This is a genomic window from Klebsiella pasteurii, from assembly GCF_018139045.1.
GTDB lineage: Bacteria > Pseudomonadota > Gammaproteobacteria > Enterobacterales > Enterobacteriaceae > Klebsiella > Klebsiella grimontii.
In genome coordinates this window covers 5,177,613-5,200,694 of sequence record NZ_CP073236.1, presented here as the reverse complement: position 1 = coordinate 5,200,694, position 23,082 = coordinate 5,177,613, and the positions used below count along the sequence as shown (strand labels likewise).

Below are 23,082 nucleotides of genomic sequence, written 5' to 3'. Positions count from 1 at the left end.
AGCTGACATAAGTCAGTGACCGGGGCGGGCAAACCAAGCCAACAAAGAGGCAGCTTGAAGGATGAAGTGTATTGCGATTTTGTTACATTCATTGCATAACTGCGCCTGATTGATTGCCAGCGCAGCGGCGGCAGGCATCATAGAACCATGATGCGCTAAGAGAGAAGAAACATGATTCGAGTGGTGCTGGTCGATGACCATGTGGTGGTGCGTTCAGGCTTCGCGCAGTTACTCAGCCTCGAAGAAGATCTCGAGGTGGCTGGCCAGTTCAGCAGCGCGGCGCAAGCCTGGTCGGCATTATTGCGCGACGACGTCGACGTGGCGGTCATGGATATCGCCATGCCGGATGAGAACGGCCTGAGCCTGCTGAAGCGCCTGCGCGCGCAAAAGCCGCAATTCCGCGCCATTATTCTCAGTATTTACGACACCCCCACCTTCGTACAGAGCGCGCTTGATGCCGGCGCCAGCGGCTATCTGACCAAACGCTGCGGCCCGGAAGAGTTGGTCCAGGCGGTGCGTTCCGTCGGTATGGGCGGACACTACCTGTGCGCCGATGCGCTGCGGGCGCTGCGTGGCGGAGAACAACCGGCGCAGGTGCTGGAAGTGCTGACCCCGCGTGAACGCGAAGTGTTTGATTTGCTGGTTAAAGGCGACAGCGTCAAGGAGATCGCCTTTAAGCTCGAGCTCAGCCACAAGACGGTACACGTCCATCGTGCCAACGTGCTGGGAAAACTGCAGTGTCACAGCACCATTGATCTGGTCCATTTCGCCCTCGACCACCAGCTGCTGGCGGGTCATTAATGTCGCGCAGCCTTCGTCACGGGGTGATTTCGCTGTTCATCGTGCTGGCCTGGGGAAGCGGCTGGCTAATGCTGTGGACGCTCGGGTTTTACCTGACCCAGAACGGCCAGCAGGCGGCGCTGTTCCTGCCGCACGGCGTCTATCTGGCGCTGCTGATCCTGCTTTCTCGCCGCTACTGGCCCGCGCTGGCGCTGCCTCCGGTGCTGATGCTGCTCTGGCTGCACGGCGAACAACTGCTGAACGGCTATCTTCTGCTGGCCGCGCCGTTGATCGGCCTGCTTCCCGCCGGCATCGCCCAACAGTTCTGGCACCGCTTTCCCCTTTACTGGCAGCGGCTGACGCTGCTGCTGGCGACGGTTACCGCCAGCGCATTGCTCAACACCGCCCTGCTGTCGCCGTTTGTGAAAAGCCCGGCGATGATGCTCGGCCTGGCCTCGTTTACCGGCGGGGTGCTGCTGACGCCGTTTGTCTATCTGATCTTTGAATTCCTGCGCCAGCAGCACCGCTACCATCTGCTGGGGCTGGATACCAACAATCCGCCGCTGCGCACCTCACTCATCATCTGGTGCAGCCTGTTCTTTATCATCGGTATCGGCACACAAATGGTGCTGTCGCCGGAAATCGAGCGCCTGCTGCTGATTGTGGTATTTCTGCCTAACGTGGTGATGGCGTGGAAGTTCGGCTGGCAGGGCGGCGTCCTCTCCGGCCTGCTGGGCAGCATGATGATTACTATCGCCCGCCAGGTTGGCGTTGGATTCAGCAATCTGGTGGAGCTGGAGATTTTTCTGGCCACCCAGGCGCTGCTCGGCATCGGGCTGGGCATTGCCATCAGCCGCCAGCAGCACCTGGCGCAAAACCTGCACCACTACCGCCAGCGGCTGGAAGCGGAGCTGGCGGCGCGGCGGGCGCTGGCCGAAAAGCTGATCCATACCGAAGAGGATACGCGCAAAAACCTGGCGCGCGAGCTACACGACGAAATCGGCCAGAACATCACCGCCATTCAGATCCAGTCGCAGCTGGTGAAGCGGGCACGCGATCCGGCGCAAACCCAGGCCGCCGCCAGCCAGATTAACGATCTCGCCCGACGCATCCACCACTCCACCCGCCAGCTGCTGCGCCAGCTACGCCCTCCGGCCCTCGATGAGCTGTCGTTTAAAGAGGCGCTGCACCATCTGCTCAATGAGTTTGCCTTTGCCGAGCGCGGTATCCGCTGCCGCTTTGACTACCGGCTCACCGCCACGCCGGAGAGCGAAACGGTGCGCTTCACCCTCTATCGGCTGCTTCAGGAGCTGCTTAACAACGTCTGTAAGCACGCCGACGCCAGCGAGGTCGCCATTGCCCTGTTTCAGCAGGGCGCGCTGCTGCGCCTGGAGGTAAAAGACAACGGCATCGGCCTTCGCGCCGACCAAATGGCCGGCTTCGGCATTCAGGGCATGCGCGAACGGGTCAGCGCCCTCGGCGGAGAACTGACGCTGGAGTCGCAGCGCGGCACACGCGTAATTGTTAACTTGCCCACAAATTTGCAACAAACAGCCGGCTAACCAGGAAAAAGTCTTAGTCACTCCGGACTTTCTCTCATCCTCTTTCGATTTCACTTTCATATAGTCAGCAAAACGGAGACGGCTATGCACGCACGCTCAGCAACCGACATTAATCACCATTACCGAACGCTGCGTCCGCAGCTGCTGATGTACATGGTCATCGGGTATGCGGCGTTTTACCTGACGCGCAAAAGCGTCAACTACGTTCTGCCGGCGCTGCAAACGGATCTGGGGCTGGATAAAGGCGATATCGGCCTTCTGGGGTCGCTGTTTTATCTGACCTACGGCCTGTCAAAGTTTGCCGCCGGACTGTGGCACGACAGCCACGGACAGCGCTGGTTTATGGGCGCGGGCCTGTTCGCCACCGGTCTGCTGAACGTGGTGTTCGCCTTCGGCGAGTCGCTGACGCTGCTGCTGGCGGTCTGGACGCTGAACGGATTTTTTCAGGGCTGGGGCTGGCCTCCCTGCGCCCGCCTGCTAACCCACTGGTACTCGCGCAACGAACGCGGTTTCTGGTGGGGCTGCTGGAATATGTCGATCAATATCGGCGGAGCGATTATCCCGCTGATTAGCGCCTTTGCCGCCCACTGGTGGGGCTGGCAGGCGGCGATGCTGGCACCGGGGATGATCAGCATGGCATCAGGCATCTGGTTAACGCTACAGCTGAAAGGAACGCCCCGCGAAGAGGGATTGCCGTCGGTGGGCGCCTGGCGTAACGACCCGCTGGAGCTACGCCAGGAGCGGCAAAGCCCGCCGATGGGGCTGTGGCAAATGCTGCGCACCACGATGCTGAAGAATCCGATGATCTGGCTGCTGGGCGTCTCTTATGTGCTGGTCTACCTGATCCGCATCGCGCTCAACGACTGGGGCAACATCTGGCTGACGGAGAGCCACGGCGTCAATCTGCTCAGCGCCAACGCCACGGTGATGCTGTTTGAAGCGGGCGGTCTGCTCGGGGCGCTGTTCGCCGGATGGGGCTCGGATCTGCTGTTCAGCGGCCAGCGGGCGCCGATGATTTTACTGTTCACGCTGGGGCTGATGGTCTCCGTCGCCGCGCTCTGGCTGGCGCCGGTGCACCACTACGCGCTGCTGGCGGTTTGTTTCTTTACGGTGGGCTTCTTCGTTTTCGGCCCGCAAATGCTGATTGGCCTCGCGGCAGTGGAGTGCGGACACAAAGCGGCGGCGGGCTCCATCAGCGGATTTCTCGGCCTGTTCGCCTATCTGGGGGCAGCGCTGGCGGGCTGGCCTCTGTCGCTGGTCATTGAACGCTACGGCTGGTCGGGGATGTTCAGTTTACTCTCCGTCGCCGCGGTACTGATGGGTTTATTACTGATGCCGCTGCTGATGGCGAGCATTACTACCTCTGCTGCTCAAAGGATAAAATAATGAAAAAAACGCTGGTCACAACCCTGATTGCTTCCGGCATTGCGCTGGCGACGTTAAGCGGCGCGGCGCACGCCAAAGGTCGTCTGGTGGTCTATTGCAGCGCCACCAACGAAATGTGTGAGGCGGAAACCAAAGCCTTCGGCGAAAAATACGACGTAAAAACCTCGTTTATTCGCAATGGCTCCGGCAGCACGCTGGCGAAGGTTGACGCCGAGAAGAAAAACCCGCAGGCGGATGTCTGGTACGGCGGCACGCTCGATCCGCAGTCCCAGGCCGGCGAAATGGGCCTGCTGCAGCCCTATAAATCGCCGAATCTTACGCAGGTCATGGAGCAGTTCCGCGATCCGGCGAAGCTGAAAGGCAACTACTCCTCGGCGGTATACGTCGGCATTCTCGGCTTCGGCGTTAACACCCAGCGCCTGAAAGAGAAAAACCTGCCGGTGCCGAAATGCTGGAAGGATCTAACCAAACCGGAATACAAAGGCGAAATCCAGATCGCCGACCCGCAGAGCTCCGGTACCGCCTACACCGCGCTGGCGACCTTCGCCCAGCTGTGGGGGGACGATCAGGCTTTCGATTATCTTAAACAGCTCAACGCTAACGTCTCCCAGTACACGAAATCCGGGATCGCCCCGGCGCGCAACGCCGCCCGCGGCGAAACGGCCATCGGCATCGGCTTCCTGCACGACTATTCGCTGGAAAAAGAACAGGGCGCGCCGCTGGAGCTGATCTCGCCGTGCGAAGGCACCGGCTACGAAATTGGCGGCGTGAGCATTCTGAAGGGCGCGCGCAACCTCGACAACGCCAAGCTGTTCGTCGACTGGGTGCTGTCGAAAGAGGCCCAGGAGCTGGCGTGGAAGAAAGGTAAGTCTTATCAGATCCTGACCAACACCACCGCCGAAACCTCGCCGAACTCGCTGAAGCTCGACGACCTGAAGCTTATCAACTACGACATGGATAAATACGGCTCAACGGACGTGCGTAAAGCGCTCATCAATAAATGGGTTAGCGAAGTGAAGATGGGTAAATAAGCCCACATTTTGCGGTTAATGCCCGGTGGCGCTCACGCTTACCGGGCCTACATACAACACCGGAAAACTTATGTCACACACACTTGCACTCCATCCCGTGAAAAAGCGGGATGCGATATTCCTTTGGGTTTTATTCGGCTGGCTGGCGTTCGCCCTGCTGCCGAGCTGGAGCCTGGATTACGGTCTGCTGGAGTCCACGCGCGATGAAATTCTCGCGGCCTACGGCTGGTCACAGTTCAATATCAGCTGGCTGTGGTATCTGCTGCCGAGCCTGCTGCTGATTCGTCCATGGCAGGAAGCCAGACGAGAACAGCGCAGCCGCCACTATCTTGATGCCGGCTGGGCATTTTTATGTATGGCGTTTATTGTCGTCAGCGCCACCGTGGAAGGCCGCGGGTTAGGCTACGCCACCCTCGTGCTGTTTGTCGCGCTGGGGGCCATCATGACCCTGGCGCTCACCCGCCTGGAATGGCTGGGCGGCGACCGCTTTGTGATTGGTTCGCTGGTCACCATCGTGGCGTTAATCGGCGTCTTTATCGTCTGGCCGAGCATCGCCATTTTTATCCCGATGTTCACCAACGACGCCGGCGAGTTTGCCCCGCTGGCGTTTATGGCCGTGCTGTCGCAGGCGCATATTGTCCAGGTGATCCTCAACTCCATCGCCCTGTCGATTGCGGTAGGCATCGGCTGCACTTTCTTTGGTCTGGTGCTGGCGATTTACACCACCCGCATCGCGAAGCGCAGCGCGATTATCGGCCGCATTTTCTCGATTCTGCCAATCGTCACCCCGCCCTTTGTCGTCGGCCTCGGCGTTACCCTGATGATGGGCCGTTCCGGCTACGTCACCGAACTGATGGTCGACTGGTTCGGCTTAACCAACACCAACTGGCTGTACGGATTTACCGGCATCTGGCTGGCGCAGGTGCTGGCGTTCACCCCGATGGCGTTTATGATCCTCGACGGCGCGATTAAGACCATTCATCCGTCGCTGGAGGAGGCGTCGTACACCCTGCGCGCCAGCCGCTGGCAGACCTTCAATGGCGTCTTCGTCCCGCTGCTGAAACCAGCGCTGGCGAACGCGTTTTTAATCGTCATCGTTCAGTCGCTGGCCGACTTCAGCAACCCGCTGGTGCTCGGCGGCAACTTCGACGTGCTGGCGACGCAAATCTACTTCTATATCACCGGTTCGCAGCTCGATTATCAGGCCGCCAGTACCCTCGGCGCATTCCTGCTGCTGTTCTCGCTGCTGGTGTTCTGCATTCAGTATATGTGGATCGGCAAGCGCTCTTACGTCACGGTTTCCGGCAAGTCCTATCGCGGCGACGTGCAGCCGCTGCCGGTGACCCTGGTGTGGAGCGTGATCGCCATTCTGGCGGTGTGGATCGCCTTTAACGCCCTGCTCTACGGCAGCATTTTCTACGGCAGCTTTACCGTTAACTGGGGCGTGGACTACACCCTGACGCTGGATAACTTCATCAAGCTGTTCGGCCAGGGGATGAGCGACGGTGCGTGGCCTTCGCTGCTTGATACCCTGCTGTATGCCGGGATCGCCGCGCCGATCACCGCCGCCTTCGGCCTGCTGATCGCCTGGATCGTGGTGCGTCAGCAGTTTAAAGGCAAAAAGACCATCGAGTTCACCACCATGCTGTGCTTCGCGGTGCCGGGCACCGTGGCGGGCGTCTCCTATATTCTCGCCTTTAACAGCGCGCCGGTGTACCTCACCGGAACGGCGGCGATAGTGATTATCTCGATGGTGATGCGTAACGTGCCGGTGGGCATTCGGGCAGGCATTGCCGGTTTAGGCCAGATCGACAAATCGCTCGACGAAGCCTCGCTCAGCCTGCGCGCGGGTTCTCTGCGCACCATCACGCACATTCTGCTACCGCTGCTGCGCCCGGCGATCCTCTCGGCGCTGATCTACAGCTTTGTGCGCGCCATTACCACCGTCAGCGCCATTGTGTTCCTCGTGACGCCGGACACCCGCGTCGCTACCGCCTATATCCTCAACCGGGTGGAAGACGGCGAATACGGCGTGGCGATCGCCTACGGATCGATTCTGATCGTAGTGATGCTGGCGATTATTTTCCTCTTTGACTGGCTGATCGGGGAAGCGCGTATCTCCCGTTCAAAAGCCAAAAACCAGGCGTAATGGAGCGCTCTATGAGTCAGAAAAATTTTGTTGAGCTGCGCAACGTCACCAAGCGATTCGGCAGCAACATGGTTATCGACAATATCAATCTCACCATCCCACAGGGGCAAATGGTGACGCTGCTCGGCCCTTCCGGCTGCGGCAAGACCACCATCCTGCGCCTGGTCGCCGGGCTGGAAAAACCGAGCGAAGGGCAGATTTACATCGACGGTGAAGACGTCACCCATCGCTCCATTCAGCAGCGCGATATCTGTATGGTGTTTCAGTCATATGCCCTGTTCCCGCATATGTCGCTGGGGGACAACGTCGGCTACGGTCTGAAAATGCTCGGCGTGCCGCGCGGCGACGTCAAAGCACGGGTGAAAGAGGCGCTGGCGATGGTCGATCTGGAAGGATTCGAAGACCGCTATGTCGATCAGATCTCCGGCGGCCAGCAGCAGCGCGTAGCGCTGGCGCGCGCCCTGATCCTCAAGCCGAAGGTGCTGCTGTTTGATGAGCCGTTAAGTAACCTCGACGCCAACCTGCGGCGCAGCATGCGCGACAAGATCCGCGAACTGCAAAAGCAGTTTGATATTACCTCGCTGTACGTGACCCACGATCAAAGTGAAGCCTTTGCGGTTTCCGATACCGTGCTGGTGATGAATAAGGGGCATATCATGCAGATCGGCTCGCCGCAGGATCTTTACCGCCAACCCGCGTCGCGCTTTATGGCGAGCTTTATGGGCGACGCCAACCTGTTCCCGGCCGCCTTCAGCGAGGGTTTCGTCGATATTTATGGCTATCGGCTGCCGAGGCCGCCGCATTTTGCCGCCCACGGCGAGGGCAGCGTCGGCGTCCGCCCGGAGGCGATCACCCTGAGCGATCGCGGCGAGGAGAGCCAGCGCTGCACGATCCGCCACGTGGCCTATATGGGGCCGCAGTATGAGGTGACGGTAGAGTGGCACGGGCAGGAGATCTTATTGCAGGTTAACGCCACCCGTCTGCAGCCGGACGTCGGCGAGCACTATTATCTCGAAATCCATCCGTACGGGATGTTTGTGTTAGCGGATGCTGGGTGATTGATGCCGGGTAGCGCTTACGCTTACCCGGCCTACGGTTCGTGCACGTTGTAGGCCGGGTAAGGCATCAGCCGCTACCCGGCGCAAACTCAACGCCGTGCGTTCAGTTCGGCAATATCCTTCGGCGTCGTGCGGCAGCAGCCGCCAATCAGTTTCGCCCCCGCCGCCAGCCACTGAGGTAAATATCCCGCCAGCGTTTCACAGGCTTCGCCGTGGTGATGCCAGGTCTTGGACTCCGGGTCATAGTGCTCCCCGGAATTAGGATAAACCACCAGCGGCAGCGCCGTCAGGCTATGCAGATGCGCCAGCGCGGCGGTGGTGCTCTCCAGCGCGATACAATTAATGCCCAGCGCCACCACCTGCGGATAGTTTGCCAGCACCCCAATCACTTCCCGCAGCGGCGTGCCGTCGCTGAGATGCTGCGCATCGCGCAGGGTAAACGAGAACCACGCCCGCGCGCGCGGATAGGCGGTCAGCAGCTCTGCCAGCGCCTTAATCTCGGCGAAGTTGGGCAAGGTTTCACAGGCCAGCAGATCGGCCCCGGCGTCGAGCAGCGCTTCAACGCGCGGACGATGAAACGCCTGAAATTCTTCATGGCTGCGGAGATAATCGCCGCGATACTCCGAGCCGTCCGCCAGGTAGGCGCCGTACGGCCCGACCGAACCGGCAACCAGCAGCGCGCCCGCCTGCGGGTTTTCCGCCAGATACGCCTCCCGCGCCTTGCGGGCAAGCTCGACGCTTTTGCCGATCAGCGCTTTCGACTGCGCTTCATCCAGCCCGCGGGCGGCAAAGCCCGCCGGCGTCGCCTGATAGCTGGCGGTGATCGCCACCTGCGCGCCGGCGCGGAAATAGTCGAGATGAACTTCGCGGATAAGCTCCGGATTGTCGACCAGTACTTTCGCCGACCACAGGCTGTCGGCAAGATTACAGCCGCGCCCTTCCAGCTCTGTCGCCATCGCGCCGTCCAGCAGGATAAAGGGCCTTGCGTCAAGGAGGGCGGTTAACGGATTATTCTGCGACATGTTGAGGCTCCTGGGTGAGTTTCCGTGAACGAGTCAGATAATACGCACCATAACACAGGGCCACGAACGGGATCCCGCACCACAGCGCAATCCTCTGACTCGGGTCAAACGCCAGACCCACGCAGGCCACCAGACAAAGCACAAATCCCAGCGCCGGCACTAGCGGATACCACGGCGCGCGGTAGTGCAGTTCGCTTAGCGCCTTCCCCTGCTGCAGATGGCGGCGGCGGAACATAAAGTGCGAGGCGCAGATGCTCAGCCATACCGCCACGACCGCAAAGCCGGAAATCGCCGACAGCGCGACAAATACCGTATCCGGGGCCACGACGCTGGAGAACAGCGCCAGCACGCCGCCGAGCATGCTCACCGAAATCGCCGTCAGCGGCACGCCGTTTTTGGTCAATTTGGTAAAACAGGCCGGCAGCGTGTTTTCATTGGAGAGCGACCACAGCATCCGCCCGGAGGCGTAGAGGCCGGAGTTGGCCGCTGACAGAATCGCCGTCAGGATCACAAAGTTAAAGATATCCGCCGCGTAGGGGATCCCCACCTTTTCGAACACCAGCACAAACGGGCTTTTCTCTACCCCCGCCTGCTGCATCGGGATCAGCGCCGCCAGCACGAAGACGGTGCCGATAAAAAAGATAATCAGCCGGGCGATGGTGGTGCGAATGGCCACCGGAATCACTTTATGCGGATTTTCCGTTTCCCCGGCCGCAATGCCGATAAGCTCGGTGCCGGAGAAGGCGAAGTTGACCGCCACCATGGTCATCAGGATCGGCAGACCGCCGTGCGGGAACCAGCCTTCGGCGGTGATATTGCGCAGCCCCGGCGCCGGCGAGCCATCCTGCATCGGAATAATGCCGAAGATCGCCGCCCCGCCGAGAATAATAAAAGCAATAATGGTGATCACTTTCACCAGCGAGAACCAGAATTCACCTTCGGCAAAGAAGCGGGTAGAGATAACGTTGAGGGCGAAAATAACCGCGCAGAACACAACGCACCAGACCCATACCGGCACCTGCGGAAACCAGTACTGCATGCAGAACCCGGCAGCGGTGAAGCTGGAGCCAAGCGCCACGGTCCAGGTCAGCCAGTAAAGCCAGGCGACGGTATATCCCGTCGCCGGGCCAAGATAGCGCGCGGCGTAGACGTGAAACGCCCCGGTTTCCGGCATCGCCACCGAGAGTTCGCCCAGACACTGCATCACCAGCCAGACCACCAGCGCGCCAATCAGATAGGCCAGCAGCGTACCCGCCGCTCCGGTGGTGGAGATGATATAGCCGGTATTAAAGAATAACCCTGTGCCAATAACGCCACCCAGCGACAGCATGATCAGGTGGCGGGTCTTCATGGTGCGCTTAAGCTGCCCACCTTGTTGTTGTGTTGTTTGCATTTGACCTCATGGGCGTATAGACATCTAAACATCCAAGTAAGAGATTCCTTATACCGCGACCACTGCTAAATTGCAAAGCGACCTGGCGCGATGGCGTAAAAAAGATGCTGGCGCCATCGTGCACCAGCAACGCCACATTTGCGGGCAACTGCACCACGGCGGCTCTCCCGCCGGTTGCGGTCTGCCCCTTTTTTGATCCTCGTTGGCGTAAACCGCCGCGTTTATCGGTGGTATGCCCTGGCATTCTCTTTGCAACCCTCCCGATATCTTTATCTGGCGAGGCAACGAACATGACAGAGCAAACCACAACGCTAAAAAGAACGCTCGGCAGTTTCCGCTTATGGGGGATCGCCGTTGGGCTGGTTATTTCCGGAGAGTATTTTGGCTGGAGCTACGGCTGGTCCCAGGCCGGGACGCTGGGCTTTATGATCGTCGCGCTGGCCATCGCTGCGATGTACTGCGCCTTTATTTTTAGCTTTACCGAGCTGACCACCGCCATTCCGCATGCGGGCGGTCCATTTGCCTACGCCTACCGCGCCTTTGGCCCGACCGGCGGGTTTATCGCCGGCTTCGCGACCCTGATTGAATTCGTCTTCGCCCCGCCCGCCATCGCCATGGCCATCGGCGCCTACCTTAACGTGCAGTTTCCGGCGCTCGACCCCAAATGGGTGGCCTGCGGCGCCTACATCATCTTTATGACACTGAATATTCTCGGCGTGGGCATTGCCGCCACCTTTGAGCTGGTGGTGACGTTATTAGCGATTTTCGAACTGCTGGTGTTTATGGGCGTTGTCGCGCCGGGTTTCTCCTGGAGCCACTTTACCGCTAACGGCTGGGCGGGCGCGGAGAGCTTCAGCGGCCTGGCGCTGCCGGGCATGTTTGCCGCCATCCCGTTTGCTATCTGGTTTTTTCTGGCGATTGAAGGCGCATCGATGGCCGCCGAAGAGGCTAAAGATCCGCAGCGCACCATTCCCCGGGCGCTGGGCGGCGGCATCCTGACTCTGACCGTGCTGGCGATCGGCGTGATGATCTTTGCCGGCGGCGTGGGCGACTGGCGAACCCTGGCCAATATTAACGATCCGCTGCCGCAGGCGATGAAAATGGTGGTCGGCAACAGCAGCGGCTGGCTGCATATGCTGGTGTGGCTGGGGCTCTTCGGCCTGGTGGCCTCGTTCCACGGGATTATCATGGGCTACTCGCGGCAGATTTACTCGCTGGCGCGCGCGGGCTATCTCCCCGCCAGCCTGGCGACGCTGAACCGCCGCACCCGCACGCCGCATCTGGCGATCCTCGCCGGGGGCGTGGTGGGCATCGCCGCCATTTTCTCCGATTCGCTGATCACCATTAGCGGGATGCCGCTGACCGCCTGTATCGTCACGATGTCGGTATTTGGCGCTATTGTTATGTATATCACCTCGATGGCGGCGCTGTTTAAACTGCGCCGCAGCGAGCCGAAGCTGATTCGACCGTTCCGCGCGCCGCTCTATCCGTGGGCGCCGGCCTTCGCCCTGGCCATGGCGGTACTCTGCCTGGTGGCGATGGTCTGGTACAACACGCTGCTGGCGCTGATTTTCGCCGCCATGATGCTCGGCGGCTACCTGTGGTTTCGCAAGACCGCAGCGGCCCGCCAGCGCGCGGCGGTGGATCCGCAGCTGCGTACGGTCTCCTGAGGAGGCGACACATGTATAAAACCACGCTATCGGGCCAGGTATGGCGCTTTGATAGTCTGAAAACCTTGATGGCGAAGGCCTCCCCAGCGCGTTCCGGCGACGCGCTGGCGGGCGTTATCGCCGGCTCCGCCGAAGAGCGGATGGCGGCCAAAATGGCGCTGGCGGAGGTTCCGCTCACCGAGATTCTCGATAATCCGCTGATTCCCTACGAGCAGGATGAGGTGACCCGCCTGATCCTCGATACCCACGACAGTCGGGGCTTCGCGGCGATTCGCCATCTGACGGTCGGCGATTTTCGCGACTGGCTGCTCGATGACGCCACCGACGAGGCAGCGCTGCGCGAGGTCGCAAGGGCTATCACCCCGGAGATGGCAGCTGCGGTCAGCAAGCTGATGCGTAACCAGGATCTGATCCTCGCCGCCAGCAAATGCCGGGTGGTGACCCGTTTTCGCAACACTATCGGCCTGCCGGGGCGCCTGAGCGTGCGCCTGCAGCCCAATCACCCGACCGATGATATGAAAGGCATCGCCGCCAGCATGCTCGACGGCCTGCTGTACGGCGCCGGGGACGCGGTGATCGGCATTAACCCGGCCAGCGACAGCCTGCCAGTGCTGGCGCAGCTAAACCATATGCTTGACGATATTATTCAGCGCTTCGCCATCCCCACTCAGTCGTGCATTTTGACCCACGTCACCAACACCCTGCAGCTGATTGAGCGCGGCGCGCCGGTGGATCTGGTGTTCCAGTCGGTGGCTGGTACCGAAGCCGCCAACAGCGGTTTCGGCATTAATCTGGCGCTGCTGCAGGAAGCGCGGGAAGCGGCGCTTAGCCTGAACCGCGGCACACTGGGCAACAACGTGATGTATTTTGAAACCGGCCAGGGCAGCTGCCTTTCCGCCAACGCCCATCACGGCGTTGATCAGCAGACCTGCGAAGCCCGAGCCTACGCCGTCGCCCGCCATTTTGAGCCGCTGCTGGTCAATACGGTGGTGGGCTTTATCGGCCCGGAGTATCTGTACGATGGTAAGCAGATTATCCGCGCCGGGCTGGAAGATCACTTCTGCGGCAAGCTGATGGGGCTGCCCATCGGCTGCGACGTTTGCTACACCAATCACGCCGAAGCGGATCAGGACGATATGGATACCCTGCTGACGCTGCTCTGCGCGGCCGGGCTGACCTTTTTGATCGGCGTTCCGGGGGCTGACGATATTATGCTCAACTACCAAAGCACCTCGTTCCACGATGCCCTTTACGCCCGCCGACTGCTGGGCTTGCAGCATGCGCCTGAGTTCGCCGACTGGCTGACGAAGATGCAGATTATTGACCGCCACGGCGCGCTGCGTCTGACCGATGCCCGCCATCCGCTGCTTTCCGTCCTGCCGCAAGGAGAACCGGTATGAATCCTCCCGACGCCTGGAACCCGCTGCGTGAATTTACCGATGCGCGGATTGCGCTGGGGCGCAGCGGCGCCAGCCTGCCGACCCGCGAAGTGCTGAATTTCGGCCTCGCCCACGCCCGGGCGCGCGATGCGATTCACCAGCCTTTCGCCAGCGACCAGTTAGTCCAGCCGCTGGCGGAACTGGGGCTGTCGACGCTGACCGTGCGCAGCGCCGCCAGCGATCGCCATGTCTATCTGAATCGCCCGGATCTCGGGCGACAGCTGAACGAAGAGAGCCGCGCCGACCTCGCCGCCAGCGGCGCGCGCCCCGCCGACCTGCTGCTGGTGATTGGCGACGGGCTGTCGTCGTACGCCGTGCAGCGCCAGGCGGTACCGCTGATTCGCGCCCTGCTGCCCTATCTGAAAACCCTCGGCCTGAGCCTGGCCCCGGTGGTGCTGGCGCACCAGTCGCGGGTTGCGCTGGGCGATGATATAGGCGAAACGCTGAAGGCCAGAGCGGTGGCGATATTGATTGGCGAACGGCCCGGGCTCTCCTCGCCGGACAGCCTCGGGGTGTATTTAACCTGGCAGCCGCATCGCCAGCGGCTGGAGTCGGAGCGCAACTGTATTTCTAATATCCGTCCGGAAGGGCTGAGCTTTGATGCCGCCGCTTTTAAGCTGGCCTGGCTACTGGAGCAGGCCTTTTTGCGGCGGCTTACCGGAGTGCGCCTGAAAGATGAAAGCGATAATCCGGCGCTGCATGGAAAAATAAAACCGTTGAGCCAGTTAAAATAATAATTCACGCGGGCAGCAGAATAGATTTTTAATATTATCGAGCGCACCTGGATATTATATTCGGGCGCGCGCTGAAATTGCGGGTTTTCCAGGCCGGGTAAGGCATCAGCCGCCACCTGGCAAAATGCGCTCACCGTACTAAAAACAGTATTTTCATCAGCCTTATGCCCTTTCCTGCAGGTAATAAGAATATTGCATGAGTAAAAACGAAACGGACGTTGTAAGGTAATTCTGCGCATTAAATATATCTCGTTATCTATTCAACATAACAGCCAATAATTCGCCGGATATCCTGGTGAATTATGTCACAATGTTATGCAGTCATTGATGGTTAAAGATAAATAATCGACCGACGGTGAGGTAGCAATGAACAAGTTTTCCGGGAAAGCGTCTTTAATGGCCACGCTGGTTGCCGCGTGGGTCGGTGCCAGCAGCGCGCAGGCGGCTGAAATTAAAATCGGCGTGGTATTGCCACTGAGCGGCGCGCTGAGCGGCTACGGTCAGCCGTCGCAAAAAGGGCTGGATATTATCCAGAGCATTACGCCGACGTTAAAAAACGGCGACACCGTGAAGCTTATCGTGATTGACGATAAGAGCGACAAGGTCGAAGCCGCTAACGCCATGCAGCGCCTGGTCTCCAGCGATAAAGTCGACGCGGTGATCGGCGAAGTCACCTCCTCCAATACCCTGGCGATGACCAAAATCGCCGACGACAGCAAAACGCCGCTGGTCTCCTCAACCGCCACCAACGACCGCGTCACCCGCAACCATCCTTACGTCAGCCGGGTCTGCTTCTCCGACAGCTTCCAGGGCGTGGTCGGCGCTAACCTCGCCTCGCGCGATCTGAAGGCCAAAACCGCCGCCATCGTTTTCGACAGCAGCAACGACTACTCCGTCGGTCTGGCGAAGGCCTTCCGCACGCAGTTCCTGAAAAACGGCGGCACCATACCTATCGAAGTTCAGGCCCCCGGCGGCAGCAAAGACTTTAAGGCCCAGCTGGCCAGCGTGAAGGCGAAGAACGTCGACATGATTTATATGCCGATTTACTACACCGAAGGGGCGCTCATCGCCGTACAGGCTAAACAGCTGGGGCTGAGCAAACCGGTGGTCGGCGGCGACGGACTGGCGGCGGATCAGGTCTTTTTTGACGTCGGTAAAGACGCGGTCAACGGCTATATGACCACCGACTACTACTCACCTAACGCCAAAGAGCAAACGCCAGCGGGCGAGGTGTTTATTAAAGCCTGGGAAGCCAAATACCAGCAGCCGACCCACACCTGGGGCGCGATGGCGGCGGACGCCTATAACGTCATTATCAACGCCATGAACCAGTGCAGCGACCCGCACGACCGGGTTTGCGTTAACGAAAAAATTCGCGCCACTAAGGACTTCCAGGGCGTAACCGGCACGCTGACGTTACAAAACGGCGACGCTATCCGCAGCGCGGTCATCAACGAAGTGAAGGATGGCAAGCTGGCGTTTCGTACCGTGGTTAATCCTTAACCCCGTCATACTTCAAGTTGCATGTGCGCTGGCTGTGTTACTCGGCTCATCCATGAGCCTCGCCCCTACGGGGCCAGCGCAAGCGCTGTTCAAAACGGTTAACCGTTTTGTCCTGCAACTCGAATTATTTAGGGAAAATAAGAGAGATATCAGATGGATGGTGCCATTTTTCTCCAGCAAGTGGTCAATGGAATGAGCCTTGGGGGCATGTACGCCCTGATTGCCATCGGTTATACGATGGTTTATGGGGTGCTGCGCCTGATCAACTTCGCCCATGCGGACGTGATGATGGTCGGGGCGTTTACCACCCTGTTTTTGTTTTCTTCCATTGGGCTACCCTTCGGGGTAGCCGTTTTCCTGACCCTCGCGCTGTGCGGCCTGTTCGGGATGCTGATCGACCGGGTGGCCTATCGCCCGCTGCGCCAGGCCTCCAAAATCTCAATGCTGATCACCGCCATCGGCGTCAGCTTTTTCCTCGAAAACCTGTTCAACGTGCTGTTTGGCGGCAGCTCGCGTTTCTTTTCCGCACCGGACTTTTTCAACAACACCCGCGCCTTTGGCGACGTGATTATCACCAACGTGGCGTGGATCGTGCCGCTGATCACCGTCCTGCTGCTGCTGGCGATCCTCTGGCTGCTGTACCGTACCCGCTACGGGATGGCGATACGCGCGGTGGCCTTCGACGTCAATACCGTGCGCCTGATGGGCATCGACGCCAACCGCATTATCTCGTTGGTGTTCGCCCTCGGCAGCAGCCTCGCGGCGCTGGGCGGGGTTTTCTACTCCATCAGCTACCCCACCATCGATCCGCTGATGGGGGTGCTGATTGGCCTGAAGGCGTTCGCCGCCGCGGTACTCGGCGGGATCGGCAGCGTCACCGGCGCGGTGCTCGGCGGCTTTATTCTCGGCTTTACCGAAGTGGTGGCGGTCGCCCTCTTTCCCGAGCTGGGCGGCTACAAAGACGCTTTTGCCTTTATGTTCTTGATTCTGGTCCTCTTGTTCCGCCCGGTTGGCATTATGGGCGATGAACGTCTGGAAAGGAGCCGTTTCTGATGCTCAACGCTACGACTACCGCCGGGGCGCAGCTGCGCAACCTGGTCATTATTGTTCTCTGCATCGCGCTGCTGGCCGGGATCAACGTCGTCTTCAACGACTACATTATTCGCGTCATCAGTACCATTTTTGTCTTTATGATCCTCGCGGTCAGCTACAACCTGATCAACGGCGTGACCGGGCAGCTGTCGCTGGAGCCCAACGGCTTTGTGGCGGTCGGCGCTTACGTCACCGCCCTGCTGATCCTCTCCAGCGACAGTAAGCTGGATATGTTTGAGATGGCCGCGCCCAGCCCGTGGATCCTCGTGCTGCACGCCGGTTTCCTGCCCGCCTTGCTGATCAGCGGCCTGTGCGCGGCAGCGCTGGCGGTGTGCCTGGCCCTGCCGGTCTTCCGCGTGCGCGGCGACTACCTGGCGATTGTGACCCTCGGCTTCGGCTTTATCATTAAAATCCTCGCTATCAACAACCCGCAGATCACCAACGGCGCGATTGGCCTCAACGACATCCCGCAACAGCCGCATCTGCTGTTCTGGTGCGGGCTGTTCGCCCTGCTGGCGACCGGGATGATTCTGCAGCTGGTGTGGTCGAAGTACGGGCGAATGATGAAAGCGGTGCGCGACGACGAAGACGCAGCCATCGCCATGGGGGTGAACACGTTTCGCATTAAAACCTGCGCCTTCGCCACCAGCGCCTTCTTCGAAGGGATCGGCGGCGGCCTGCTGGCCTCGCTGTTGACCACCATTTCGCCGGGCCTGTTCGACTTTATGCTCACCTTTCAGCTGCTGATTATTATCGTGCTCGGCGGCCTGGGCAGCACCACCGGCGCGTTGCTCGGTACCGTGCTGGTGGTCGGCAGCGGCGAGTGGCTGCGCTTTCTCGACCAGCCGCTCCAGTTCTTCGGTCACGATCTCGGCGCGTATCCGGGCCTGCGGATGGTGGTTTTCTCGCTGCTGCTGCTGATCATCATGCTGTTCGCTCGCGAAGGTCTGCTGGGCAAAAAAGAGATTTGGCAAGTGGGAAAAAGAGGTCGCGGCTATGGCGCAAAATAAGGTCATTTTAGAGGTACAGGACGTGACCATGCAGTTCGGCGGCCTGCGGGCCATCGACAGCGTCAGTTTCCACGTCGACGAGGCGGAAATTTTTGGTCTGATTGGCCCGAACGGCGCGGGTAAAACCACCATGTTTAACGTGATTACCGCCAACTATAAACCGACCAGCGGCAGCGTGACCCTGGCGGGAAAATCGCTAAAAGGGCTGAAGCCGAACCGGGTGGTCAACGCCGGGATCGCCCGCACCTTTCAGAACATCCGCCTGTTTAACTCAATGACGGTATTAGAAAACGTGATGGTCGGCCTCGACAGCGCCAGCCGCTACTCGTTGCTGGAAGCAGCGCTGCATATTGGCCGCTATTTTCCCGCCGAGCGGGCGGCAAAGGCCAAAGCGATGGCGATTCTGGACGACATCGGTATCGCCCATTTCGCCGACGTGCAGGCCACCAACCTCAGCTACGGCAACCAACGTAAGGTGGAGATCGCCCGCGCGCTGGCGACGTCGCCAAAATTACTGCTGCTCGACGAACCCGCCGCCGGAATGAACCCGAAAGAAACGGAAGATCTGGCGGATCTGATCTTCCGTATGCGTGACGACTACCAGCTCAGCGTGCTGTTGATTGAGCACGACATGCCGTTCGTCAACAAGCTGTGCGAGCGGGTGATGGTGCTGGAGTACGGCAAACCGCTGTTTAGCGGCCTGATGTCCGAAGCCATTCAGGATCCGGACGTCATTTCCGCCTACCTGGGGGACGTTCGTTATGCTTAGCGCGCGCGAGTTAAAAGTATTTTACGGCGTGATTCAGGGGCTGAAAGGGGTGGATATTGATATTCACGACCGGGAGATCGTGACCTTAATCGGCAGCAACGGCGCGGGAAAAACCTCCACCCTCAACGGGATCGTCAACCTGGTGCGCTCTACCGGGCGGGTCAATTTTCTCAACGAGGATATTTCCCGCAGCCAGACGCACCAGATTGTGCGTAAGGGGTTGGCGCTGGTGCCCGAGGGGCGACGCATCTTCACCAATCTGACCATCGAAGAAAACCTGCGCATGGGGGCCTACAACAATCTCGCCGGCTTTCCCCGCCTGCGCGATCGCATGTACAGTCTGTTTCCCCGGCTGAAAGAACGGCGTACCCAGATGGCGGGGACCATGAGCGGCGGCGAGCAGCAGATGCTGGCCATCGCCAGAGCGTTGATGAGCGAGCCGGTACTGCTGATGCTCGATGAACCAAGCCTCGGGCTGGCGCCGAAAATTGTCGGTGAGCTGTTCGCGACGATTAAGCAGCTCCGGGAGGAGAATATTACCGTGCTGCTGGTGGAGCAAAACGCCACAGCGGCGTTGACCATCGCCGATCGCGCCTATGTGCTGGAAAATGGGAAGATTATGCTCTCTGGTCCGGCGGCGGAGGTGCTGGCGAATCCGGAGATTAAGCGGATGTATCTTGGAGGATAAAGCTGTTCAGGGCTGCGGCATCGCTTCCTGCGTCGCCGCAACCGCAAACAGCCTCGCGCTACACAAAGCACACCTCGTTCCAGTAGGCTTCACGCGTCCTGCGCCGCTCAGTATGTTTTATCATGGCGAAACCACCTTGTTTCTACGTTGCCAAGTTCAATTCCATAGAGACTGGCGACCGGTAATATTGCCTCCATAATGCGTTGGGTATCCTGCTGCCCGGCTTCTCCGCCAGATCCAGATAAAGAAGCCAGCCAGCCCGTTATGCGTTGCCACAGCGCCACTTTCATTTTTCTCCTCCGTCGGGAAGCATTTTTGCCTGGGTCTATTTCAACCACAGTTGACGACGGACGGGAAATATCAATTCCGGATTTGTAATTCTGTGGGATGCATATTGCGGCCTTTCCCGGATTGCGACGCAAACGTCTTATCCGGGCTACACGACCCCAGACGACTGAGGCCCCGTAGCCCAGCCAAGCGCAGCGCAGGCTGGGAAGGACCCGCAGCGTTTGCCGGAGCCTGATTTGTAATTCTGTGCGCAAGGGTTCCGTTCACTCTCAATCCGCAGAAAATGCCTCACCGTTACCCGTGAACGGGTAAACAATATCCACAATTTTGTTAAGTTCTTTTTCGTTATAGATAAGAACTTTTTCTTCTTTGCCGCCGACGGGCGATTTGTGGGAGCGTGATAAACACAAAACAAAACAGGGATTCAGGGGAATAACCATGCGCATTGCAAAAACAAAAATCGCGCTGGCGCTGGGCATGCTGGTGCTCGCCGCGCAGGCTCAGGCCGATCAATTAGCCGATATCAAAGCCGCCGGCGTGGTCAAAGTCGCCACCTTCGACGCCAACCCGCCGTTCGGCTCGGTAGACCCGAAAACGCATAAAATCGTCGGCTACGACGTGGACTTCGCCGAAGCGCTGGCGAAATCTCTCGGCGTTAAGCTGGAGCTGGTCGCCACCAACCCGGCCAACCGTATTCCGCTGCTGCAGTCCGGTAAGGCCGACCTGATCGTCGCCGATATCACCATCACCCCGGAGCGCGCCCAGGTGATTGATTTCTCAACGCCTTACTTCGTGACCGGCCAGCAGTTCCTCGTCCCGGCGAAGTCCCCGGATAAGCTTGATGATTACAGCAAAGCGCGCATCGGCGCGGTAAAAGGCACCACCGGCGAACAGGCGCTGCATCAGCGTTTCCCGCAATCGCGCGTACTCTCCTATGACGACATTCCGCTGGCGCTGACCGCCCTGCGCAACGGCAACGTGCAGGCCATTACTCAGGACAGCACCATCCTCGCTGGACTGCTGGCGGAAGCGCCGGACAAGGCCAACTTCAAAATCATCCCCGATCTGCTGAGCAAAGAAGAGATTGGCGTCGGCGTGAAGAAAGGCGAACCGGCCCTGCTGAAAGCGGTAAATGACGAGCTGGTTAAGCTGGAAAAATCCGGTGAAGCGGCAAAAATTTACGACGTCTGGTTTGGCCCGAGCACCAAAACCCCGCAGCCGCGCGCCTTTACTATCGAAGCTAAATAAGCAGAAAAAAGATTATGTTATCGGCTCTATTTTCACGCTCCGCGGCATCGTCCGCGGATTTTTCGCATCTGCAGCGCGCCAGCATTGAGTTCCGCGATGTCGCCAAAAGCTACGGCGATCATCGGGTGCTGAACGGCGTAAATTTACAGGTTGAACCCGGCGAAGTGGTGGCGATCCTCGGTCCTTCGGGCTCGGGTAAATCAACCCTGATCCGCCTGATCAACCAGCTGGAGTCCCTCAGCGGCGGCGAGATTTTGATCGACGGCAAACCGACGCGCCAGCTTACCGGCAGCGCCCTGCGCCAACTGCGCAGCCGGGTCGGCTTCGTCTTTCAGCAGTTTAATCTCTACGCCCACCTGACGGCGCAGGAGAATATCACCCTCGCGCTGGAACGCGTCCACGGCTGGGGCAAAAGCGCCGCCCGCGAGCGCTCGCTGGCGCTGCTCAGCCAGGTTGGCCTCGCGGATAAAGCCGGGCAGATGCCGGCCCAGCTCTCCGGCGGCCAGCAGCAGCGGGTGGCAATCGCCCGCGCCCTCGCCTCCTCGCCGCAGATTATTCTATTTGATGAACCTACGTCGGCGCTGGACCCAGAGATGATCGGCGAAGTGCTGCAGGTGATGAAAACCCTGGCCCACAGCGGGATCACCATGGTGGTAGTGACCCACGAAATGCAGTTCGCCCGCGAAATTGCCGATCGGGTGGTGTTTATCGACGGCGGCGATATTCTCGAAGTCGCGCCGCCGGCCGAGTTTTTCGCCCGACCGCAGCACGCCCGCACCCGCCGTTTCCTGAAGAAGGTGCTCGACCCGCTGCACCAGGAGAGTGAGGCGTGATCCCGCATCTTGACTGGCATGGCGTGCTGAGCGGACAGCCGCTGCAATGGATAATCTCCGGCTTTCTCACCACCGTCTGGGTCAGCGTCGCCGGGATGATTCTGGCGACCGTGCTGGCTATCCTGCTGCTGGCGCTGCGTCTCGGGGGCGGCCGGCCCGGACGCTGGCTGGTGGCGGCCTGGGTATCGCTGTTCCGCAATACGCCGCTGCTGGTGCAACTGCTGTTCTGGTATTTTGCCGCCTGGAATCTGCTGCCGCTGGGGGCGCGCGATTTTATTAACGACGACCACAGCTGGTCGATTCTGCCGGGCAACGTCTGGTGGCTAACGCCGGAGTTTCTCTGCTCCATGTGGGGGCTTGGGGTCTTTACTTCGGCGTTTCTGATCGAAGAGATCGCTTCCGGGCTGCGCGCCGTTAGCCACGGTCAGCGGGAAGCGGCGCTGTCGCAGGGGTTTACCCCCTGGCAGGAGTTGCGCCACATTCTGCTGCCGCAGGGGCTGGCAAACGCCTGGCAGCCGATTATCGGCCAGTATTTGAATCTGATGAAGCTCTCTTCGCTGGCGAGCGGCATCGGCTTTGCCGAACTCACCTATCAGGTGCGGCAAATTGAGAGTTACAACGCGCATGCGCTGGAGGCCTTTGCCATCGGCACCGCGCTGTATCTGGCGCTTGGCGTGGTGATGGGCGTGGCGCTGACGCGTCTCGGCCCGGGAAAAAATCAGCAAAGGAGAGCCGGGTATGAACGCTAATCTGGCGGTGATTGTCGATAACCTCGACTATCTGCTGTGGGGACGACTGGCGGACGGTATTCCCGGCGGCGTGGTGTTAACGCTGCTGATGGCTATCGGCGCCGCCGCGCTGGCGCTGCCCGGCGGGGTGCTGTTGGCGGGTATCGCCTGGCGCTACGGCGGCATCGTGCGGCGATTATTATTTCTGTGGGCGGAGATTATTCGCGGCATCCCGCTGATTTTCGTGATTTTCTGGCTGTGGTATCTGCTGCCCATGCTCACCGGCAGCGATCTACCGGGCGCTGTCACCGTCACGGTGGCGCTGGCGTGGTTTACCGCCGCGTCGGTGATGCATTCGGTGCTGGCGGGCCTGCAATCGCTGCCCCGCGGGCAGTACGAAGCGGCGCTGACCCAGGGTTTTGCCCCCGGACAGACGCTGTGCCTGATTTTGCTGCCGCAGGCTCTGCGCAACGTTCAGCCGTCGCTGGTTGGGATATTTATCGGCCTGCTTAAAGACACCTCGCTGGCCTTTATCGTCAACGTACCGGAACTGACCACCGTCGCCGGACAGGTGAATAACCGGGTGCAGATTTACCCGCTGGCGATTTTTGTCTTTACCGGCGCTGTTTATTATTTGCTGTGCTGCGGCCTGAGCCTGCTGGCGAATCGCCGGTATGCCGGGCGCGCGGCTTAGCGACG

At 59.8% G+C, this 23,082-nt stretch carries 21 protein-coding genes and 1 pseudogene; 18 read left to right on the top strand and 4 right to left on the bottom strand.

Annotated features, from left to right (window positions below; translation table 11 throughout):
* Positions 1–171 precede the first annotated feature (171 nt).
* From KCG39_RS24325 to fbpC, 6 genes are all read left to right on the top strand, one after another.
* A complete protein-coding gene (locus KCG39_RS24325) occupies positions 172–801 on the top strand; it encodes a response regulator transcription factor (protein ID WP_142446283.1) in 630 nt (209 codons plus the stop codon).
* Entirely contained in the window at positions 801–2,342 is a 1,542-nt protein-coding gene (locus KCG39_RS24320; protein ID WP_004129537.1) for an MASE1 domain-containing sensor histidine kinase, read from the top strand. Before KCG39_RS24325 ends, KCG39_RS24320 begins: the two co-directional genes overlap by 1 nt.
* Positions 2,343–2,426: 84 nt before the next feature.
* Complete coding sequence (gene uhpC / locus KCG39_RS24315; RefSeq protein ID WP_004129536.1) at positions 2,427–3,728, top strand: MFS transporter family glucose-6-phosphate receptor UhpC; 1,302 nt, start codon at positions 2,427–2,429, stop codon at positions 3,726–3,728.
* Positions 3,728–4,759, top strand: a complete 1,032-nt coding sequence (locus KCG39_RS24310; RefSeq protein ID WP_004133724.1) for an ABC transporter substrate-binding protein — start codon at positions 3,728–3,730, stop codon at positions 4,757–4,759. The genes uhpC and KCG39_RS24310 overlap by 1 nt, the downstream gene beginning before the upstream one ends.
* A 70-nt stretch (positions 4,760–4,829) precedes the next feature.
* A complete protein-coding gene (locus KCG39_RS24305) occupies positions 4,830–6,908 on the top strand; it encodes an ABC transporter permease (protein ID WP_139529569.1) in 2,079 nt (692 codons plus the stop codon).
* Between the two features lie 11 nt (positions 6,909–6,919).
* Positions 6,920–7,966, top strand: a complete 1,047-nt coding sequence (gene fbpC, locus KCG39_RS24300) for a ferric ABC transporter ATP-binding protein (protein ID WP_049112661.1) — start codon at positions 6,920–6,922, stop codon at positions 7,964–7,966.
* Between the two features lie 89 nt (positions 7,967–8,055).
* Here fbpC and mmuM read toward each other — a convergent pair whose 3' ends face one another.
* The gene (mmuM, locus tag KCG39_RS24295; protein ID WP_004129514.1) at positions 8,056–8,988 is read right to left on the bottom strand and encodes a homocysteine S-methyltransferase; all 933 of its coding nucleotides are present in this window, start codon (positions 8,986–8,988) and stop codon (positions 8,056–8,058) included.
* The gene (gene mmuP, locus KCG39_RS24290; RefSeq protein ID WP_004129511.1) at positions 8,975–10,381 is read right to left on the bottom strand and encodes an S-methylmethionine permease; all 1,407 of its coding nucleotides are present in this window, start codon (positions 10,379–10,381) and stop codon (positions 8,975–8,977) included. The genes mmuM and mmuP overlap by 14 nt, the downstream gene beginning before the upstream one ends.
* A 290-nt stretch (positions 10,382–10,671) precedes the next feature.
* Here mmuP and eat point away from each other — a divergent pair, with 290 nt between their 5' ends.
* The 3 genes from eat to eutC are packed head-to-tail and all read left to right on the top strand — an operon-like array spanning position 10,672 to position 14,224.
* Positions 10,672–12,051: an ethanolamine permease gene (gene eat / locus KCG39_RS24285; protein WP_004129501.1), complete on the top strand. Its 1,380-nt coding sequence runs from the start codon at positions 10,672–10,674 to the stop codon at positions 12,049–12,051.
* 11 nt (positions 12,052–12,062) lie between these two features.
* A complete protein-coding gene (locus KCG39_RS24280) occupies positions 12,063–13,451 on the top strand; it encodes an ethanolamine ammonia-lyase subunit EutB (RefSeq protein ID WP_087828302.1) in 1,389 nt (462 codons plus the stop codon).
* A complete protein-coding gene (gene eutC / locus KCG39_RS24275) occupies positions 13,448–14,224 on the top strand; it encodes an ethanolamine ammonia-lyase subunit EutC (RefSeq protein WP_004099335.1) in 777 nt (258 codons plus the stop codon). The genes KCG39_RS24280 and eutC overlap by 4 nt, the downstream gene beginning before the upstream one ends.
* A gap of 308 nt (positions 14,225–14,532) precedes the next feature.
* Here the strand turns inward: eutC and KCG39_RS24270 are convergent.
* Positions 14,533–14,628 (bottom strand): annotated as a pseudogene (locus KCG39_RS24270) (hypothetical protein); the annotation flags it as partial.
* Here KCG39_RS24270 and KCG39_RS24265 point away from each other — a divergent pair.
* From KCG39_RS24265 to KCG39_RS24245, 5 genes are all read left to right on the top strand, one after another.
* A complete protein-coding gene (locus KCG39_RS24265) occupies positions 14,621–15,727 on the top strand; it encodes an ABC transporter substrate-binding protein (protein WP_024359092.1) in 1,107 nt (368 codons plus the stop codon). The pseudogene KCG39_RS24270 and the gene KCG39_RS24265 sit on opposite strands and share 8 nt — an antisense overlap.
* A 153-nt stretch (positions 15,728–15,880) precedes the next feature.
* The gene (locus KCG39_RS24260) at positions 15,881–16,780 is read left to right on the top strand and encodes a branched-chain amino acid ABC transporter permease (protein ID WP_004129493.1); all 900 of its coding nucleotides are present in this window, start codon (positions 15,881–15,883) and stop codon (positions 16,778–16,780) included.
* A complete protein-coding gene (locus KCG39_RS24255; RefSeq protein WP_004129491.1) occupies positions 16,780–17,829 on the top strand; it encodes a branched-chain amino acid ABC transporter permease in 1,050 nt (349 codons plus the stop codon). The genes KCG39_RS24260 and KCG39_RS24255 overlap by 1 nt, the downstream gene beginning before the upstream one ends.
* Positions 17,816–18,598, top strand: a complete 783-nt coding sequence (locus KCG39_RS24250; RefSeq protein WP_004129487.1) for an ABC transporter ATP-binding protein — start codon at positions 17,816–17,818, stop codon at positions 18,596–18,598. Before KCG39_RS24255 ends, KCG39_RS24250 begins: the two co-directional genes overlap by 14 nt.
* A complete protein-coding gene (locus tag KCG39_RS24245; protein ID WP_004129484.1) occupies positions 18,591–19,286 on the top strand; it encodes an ABC transporter ATP-binding protein in 696 nt (231 codons plus the stop codon). Before KCG39_RS24250 ends, KCG39_RS24245 begins: the two co-directional genes overlap by 8 nt.
* Before the next feature lie 107 nt (positions 19,287–19,393).
* Here KCG39_RS24245 and KCG39_RS24240 read toward each other — a convergent pair whose 3' ends face one another.
* On the bottom strand, positions 19,394–19,576 hold the full coding sequence (locus tag KCG39_RS24240; protein WP_004129481.1) for a hypothetical protein: 183 nt from the start codon (positions 19,574–19,576) through the stop codon (positions 19,394–19,396).
* Positions 19,577–20,012: 436 nt separating this feature from the next.
* Between KCG39_RS24240 and KCG39_RS24235 the strand changes: the two genes are divergently transcribed.
* Genes KCG39_RS24235 through KCG39_RS24220 form a run of 4 tightly spaced genes read left to right on the top strand, consistent with a single transcriptional unit; the run spans position 20,013 to position 23,077 of the window.
* On the top strand, positions 20,013–20,822 hold the full coding sequence (locus KCG39_RS24235) for an ABC transporter substrate-binding protein (protein ID WP_004099328.1): 810 nt from the start codon (positions 20,013–20,015) through the stop codon (positions 20,820–20,822).
* Positions 20,823–20,836: 14 nt separating this feature from the next.
* Positions 20,837–21,655: an amino acid ABC transporter ATP-binding protein gene (locus KCG39_RS24230; RefSeq protein ID WP_211811487.1), complete on the top strand. Its 819-nt coding sequence runs from the start codon at positions 20,837–20,839 to the stop codon at positions 21,653–21,655.
* Positions 21,652–22,404 carry an amino acid ABC transporter permease gene (locus KCG39_RS24225; RefSeq protein ID WP_004129476.1) on the top strand — a complete coding sequence of 251 codons (753 nt, stop codon included), beginning with the start codon at positions 21,652–21,654 and terminating at the stop codon, positions 22,402–22,404. Before KCG39_RS24230 ends, KCG39_RS24225 begins: the two co-directional genes overlap by 4 nt.
* On the top strand, positions 22,394–23,077 hold the full coding sequence (locus tag KCG39_RS24220; RefSeq protein WP_049112641.1) for an amino acid ABC transporter permease: 684 nt from the start codon (positions 22,394–22,396) through the stop codon (positions 23,075–23,077). Before KCG39_RS24225 ends, KCG39_RS24220 begins: the two co-directional genes overlap by 11 nt.
* Positions 23,078–23,082: the final 5 nt, after the last annotated feature.

Excerpts from the sequence above, each read along its gene's own strand:
- KCG39_RS24325 (WP_142446283.1), top strand. The coding sequence starts at position 172 with ATGATTCGAGTGGTGCTGGTCGATGACCATGTGGTGGTGCGTTCAGGC.
- KCG39_RS24320 (WP_004129537.1), top strand. The coding sequence starts at position 801 with ATGTCGCGCAGCCTTCGTCACGGGGTGATTTCGCTGTTCATCGTGCTG.
- uhpC (WP_004129536.1), top strand. The coding sequence starts at position 2,427 with ATGCACGCACGCTCAGCAACCGACATTAATCACCATTACCGAACGCTG.
- KCG39_RS24310 (WP_004133724.1), top strand. The coding sequence starts at position 3,728 with ATGAAAAAAACGCTGGTCACAACCCTGATTGCTTCCGGCATTGCGCTG.
- KCG39_RS24305 (WP_139529569.1), top strand. The coding sequence starts at position 4,830 with ATGTCACACACACTTGCACTCCATCCCGTGAAAAAGCGGGATGCGATA.
- fbpC (WP_049112661.1), top strand. The coding sequence starts at position 6,920 with ATGAGTCAGAAAAATTTTGTTGAGCTGCGCAACGTCACCAAGCGATTC.
- mmuM (WP_004129514.1), bottom strand. The coding sequence starts at position 8,988 with ATGTCGCAGAATAATCCGTTAACCGCCCTCCTTGACGCAAGGCCCTTT.
- mmuP (WP_004129511.1), bottom strand. The coding sequence starts at position 10,381 with ATGCAAACAACACAACAACAAGGTGGGCAGCTTAAGCGCACCATGAAG.
- eat (WP_004129501.1), top strand. The coding sequence starts at position 10,672 with ATGACAGAGCAAACCACAACGCTAAAAAGAACGCTCGGCAGTTTCCGC.
- KCG39_RS24280 (WP_087828302.1), top strand. The coding sequence starts at position 12,063 with ATGTATAAAACCACGCTATCGGGCCAGGTATGGCGCTTTGATAGTCTG.
- eutC (WP_004099335.1), top strand. The coding sequence starts at position 13,448 with ATGAATCCTCCCGACGCCTGGAACCCGCTGCGTGAATTTACCGATGCG.
- KCG39_RS24265 (WP_024359092.1), top strand. The coding sequence starts at position 14,621 with ATGGCCACGCTGGTTGCCGCGTGGGTCGGTGCCAGCAGCGCGCAGGCG.
- KCG39_RS24260 (WP_004129493.1), top strand. The coding sequence starts at position 15,881 with ATGGATGGTGCCATTTTTCTCCAGCAAGTGGTCAATGGAATGAGCCTT.
- KCG39_RS24255 (WP_004129491.1), top strand. The coding sequence starts at position 16,780 with ATGCTCAACGCTACGACTACCGCCGGGGCGCAGCTGCGCAACCTGGTC.
- KCG39_RS24250 (WP_004129487.1), top strand. The coding sequence starts at position 17,816 with ATGGCGCAAAATAAGGTCATTTTAGAGGTACAGGACGTGACCATGCAG.
- KCG39_RS24245 (WP_004129484.1), top strand. The coding sequence starts at position 18,591 with ATGCTTAGCGCGCGCGAGTTAAAAGTATTTTACGGCGTGATTCAGGGG.
- KCG39_RS24240 (WP_004129481.1), bottom strand. The coding sequence starts at position 19,576 with ATGAAAGTGGCGCTGTGGCAACGCATAACGGGCTGGCTGGCTTCTTTA.
- KCG39_RS24235 (WP_004099328.1), top strand. The coding sequence starts at position 20,013 with ATGCGCATTGCAAAAACAAAAATCGCGCTGGCGCTGGGCATGCTGGTG.
- KCG39_RS24230 (WP_211811487.1), top strand. The coding sequence starts at position 20,837 with ATGTTATCGGCTCTATTTTCACGCTCCGCGGCATCGTCCGCGGATTTT.
- KCG39_RS24220 (WP_049112641.1), top strand. The coding sequence starts at position 22,394 with ATGAACGCTAATCTGGCGGTGATTGTCGATAACCTCGACTATCTGCTG.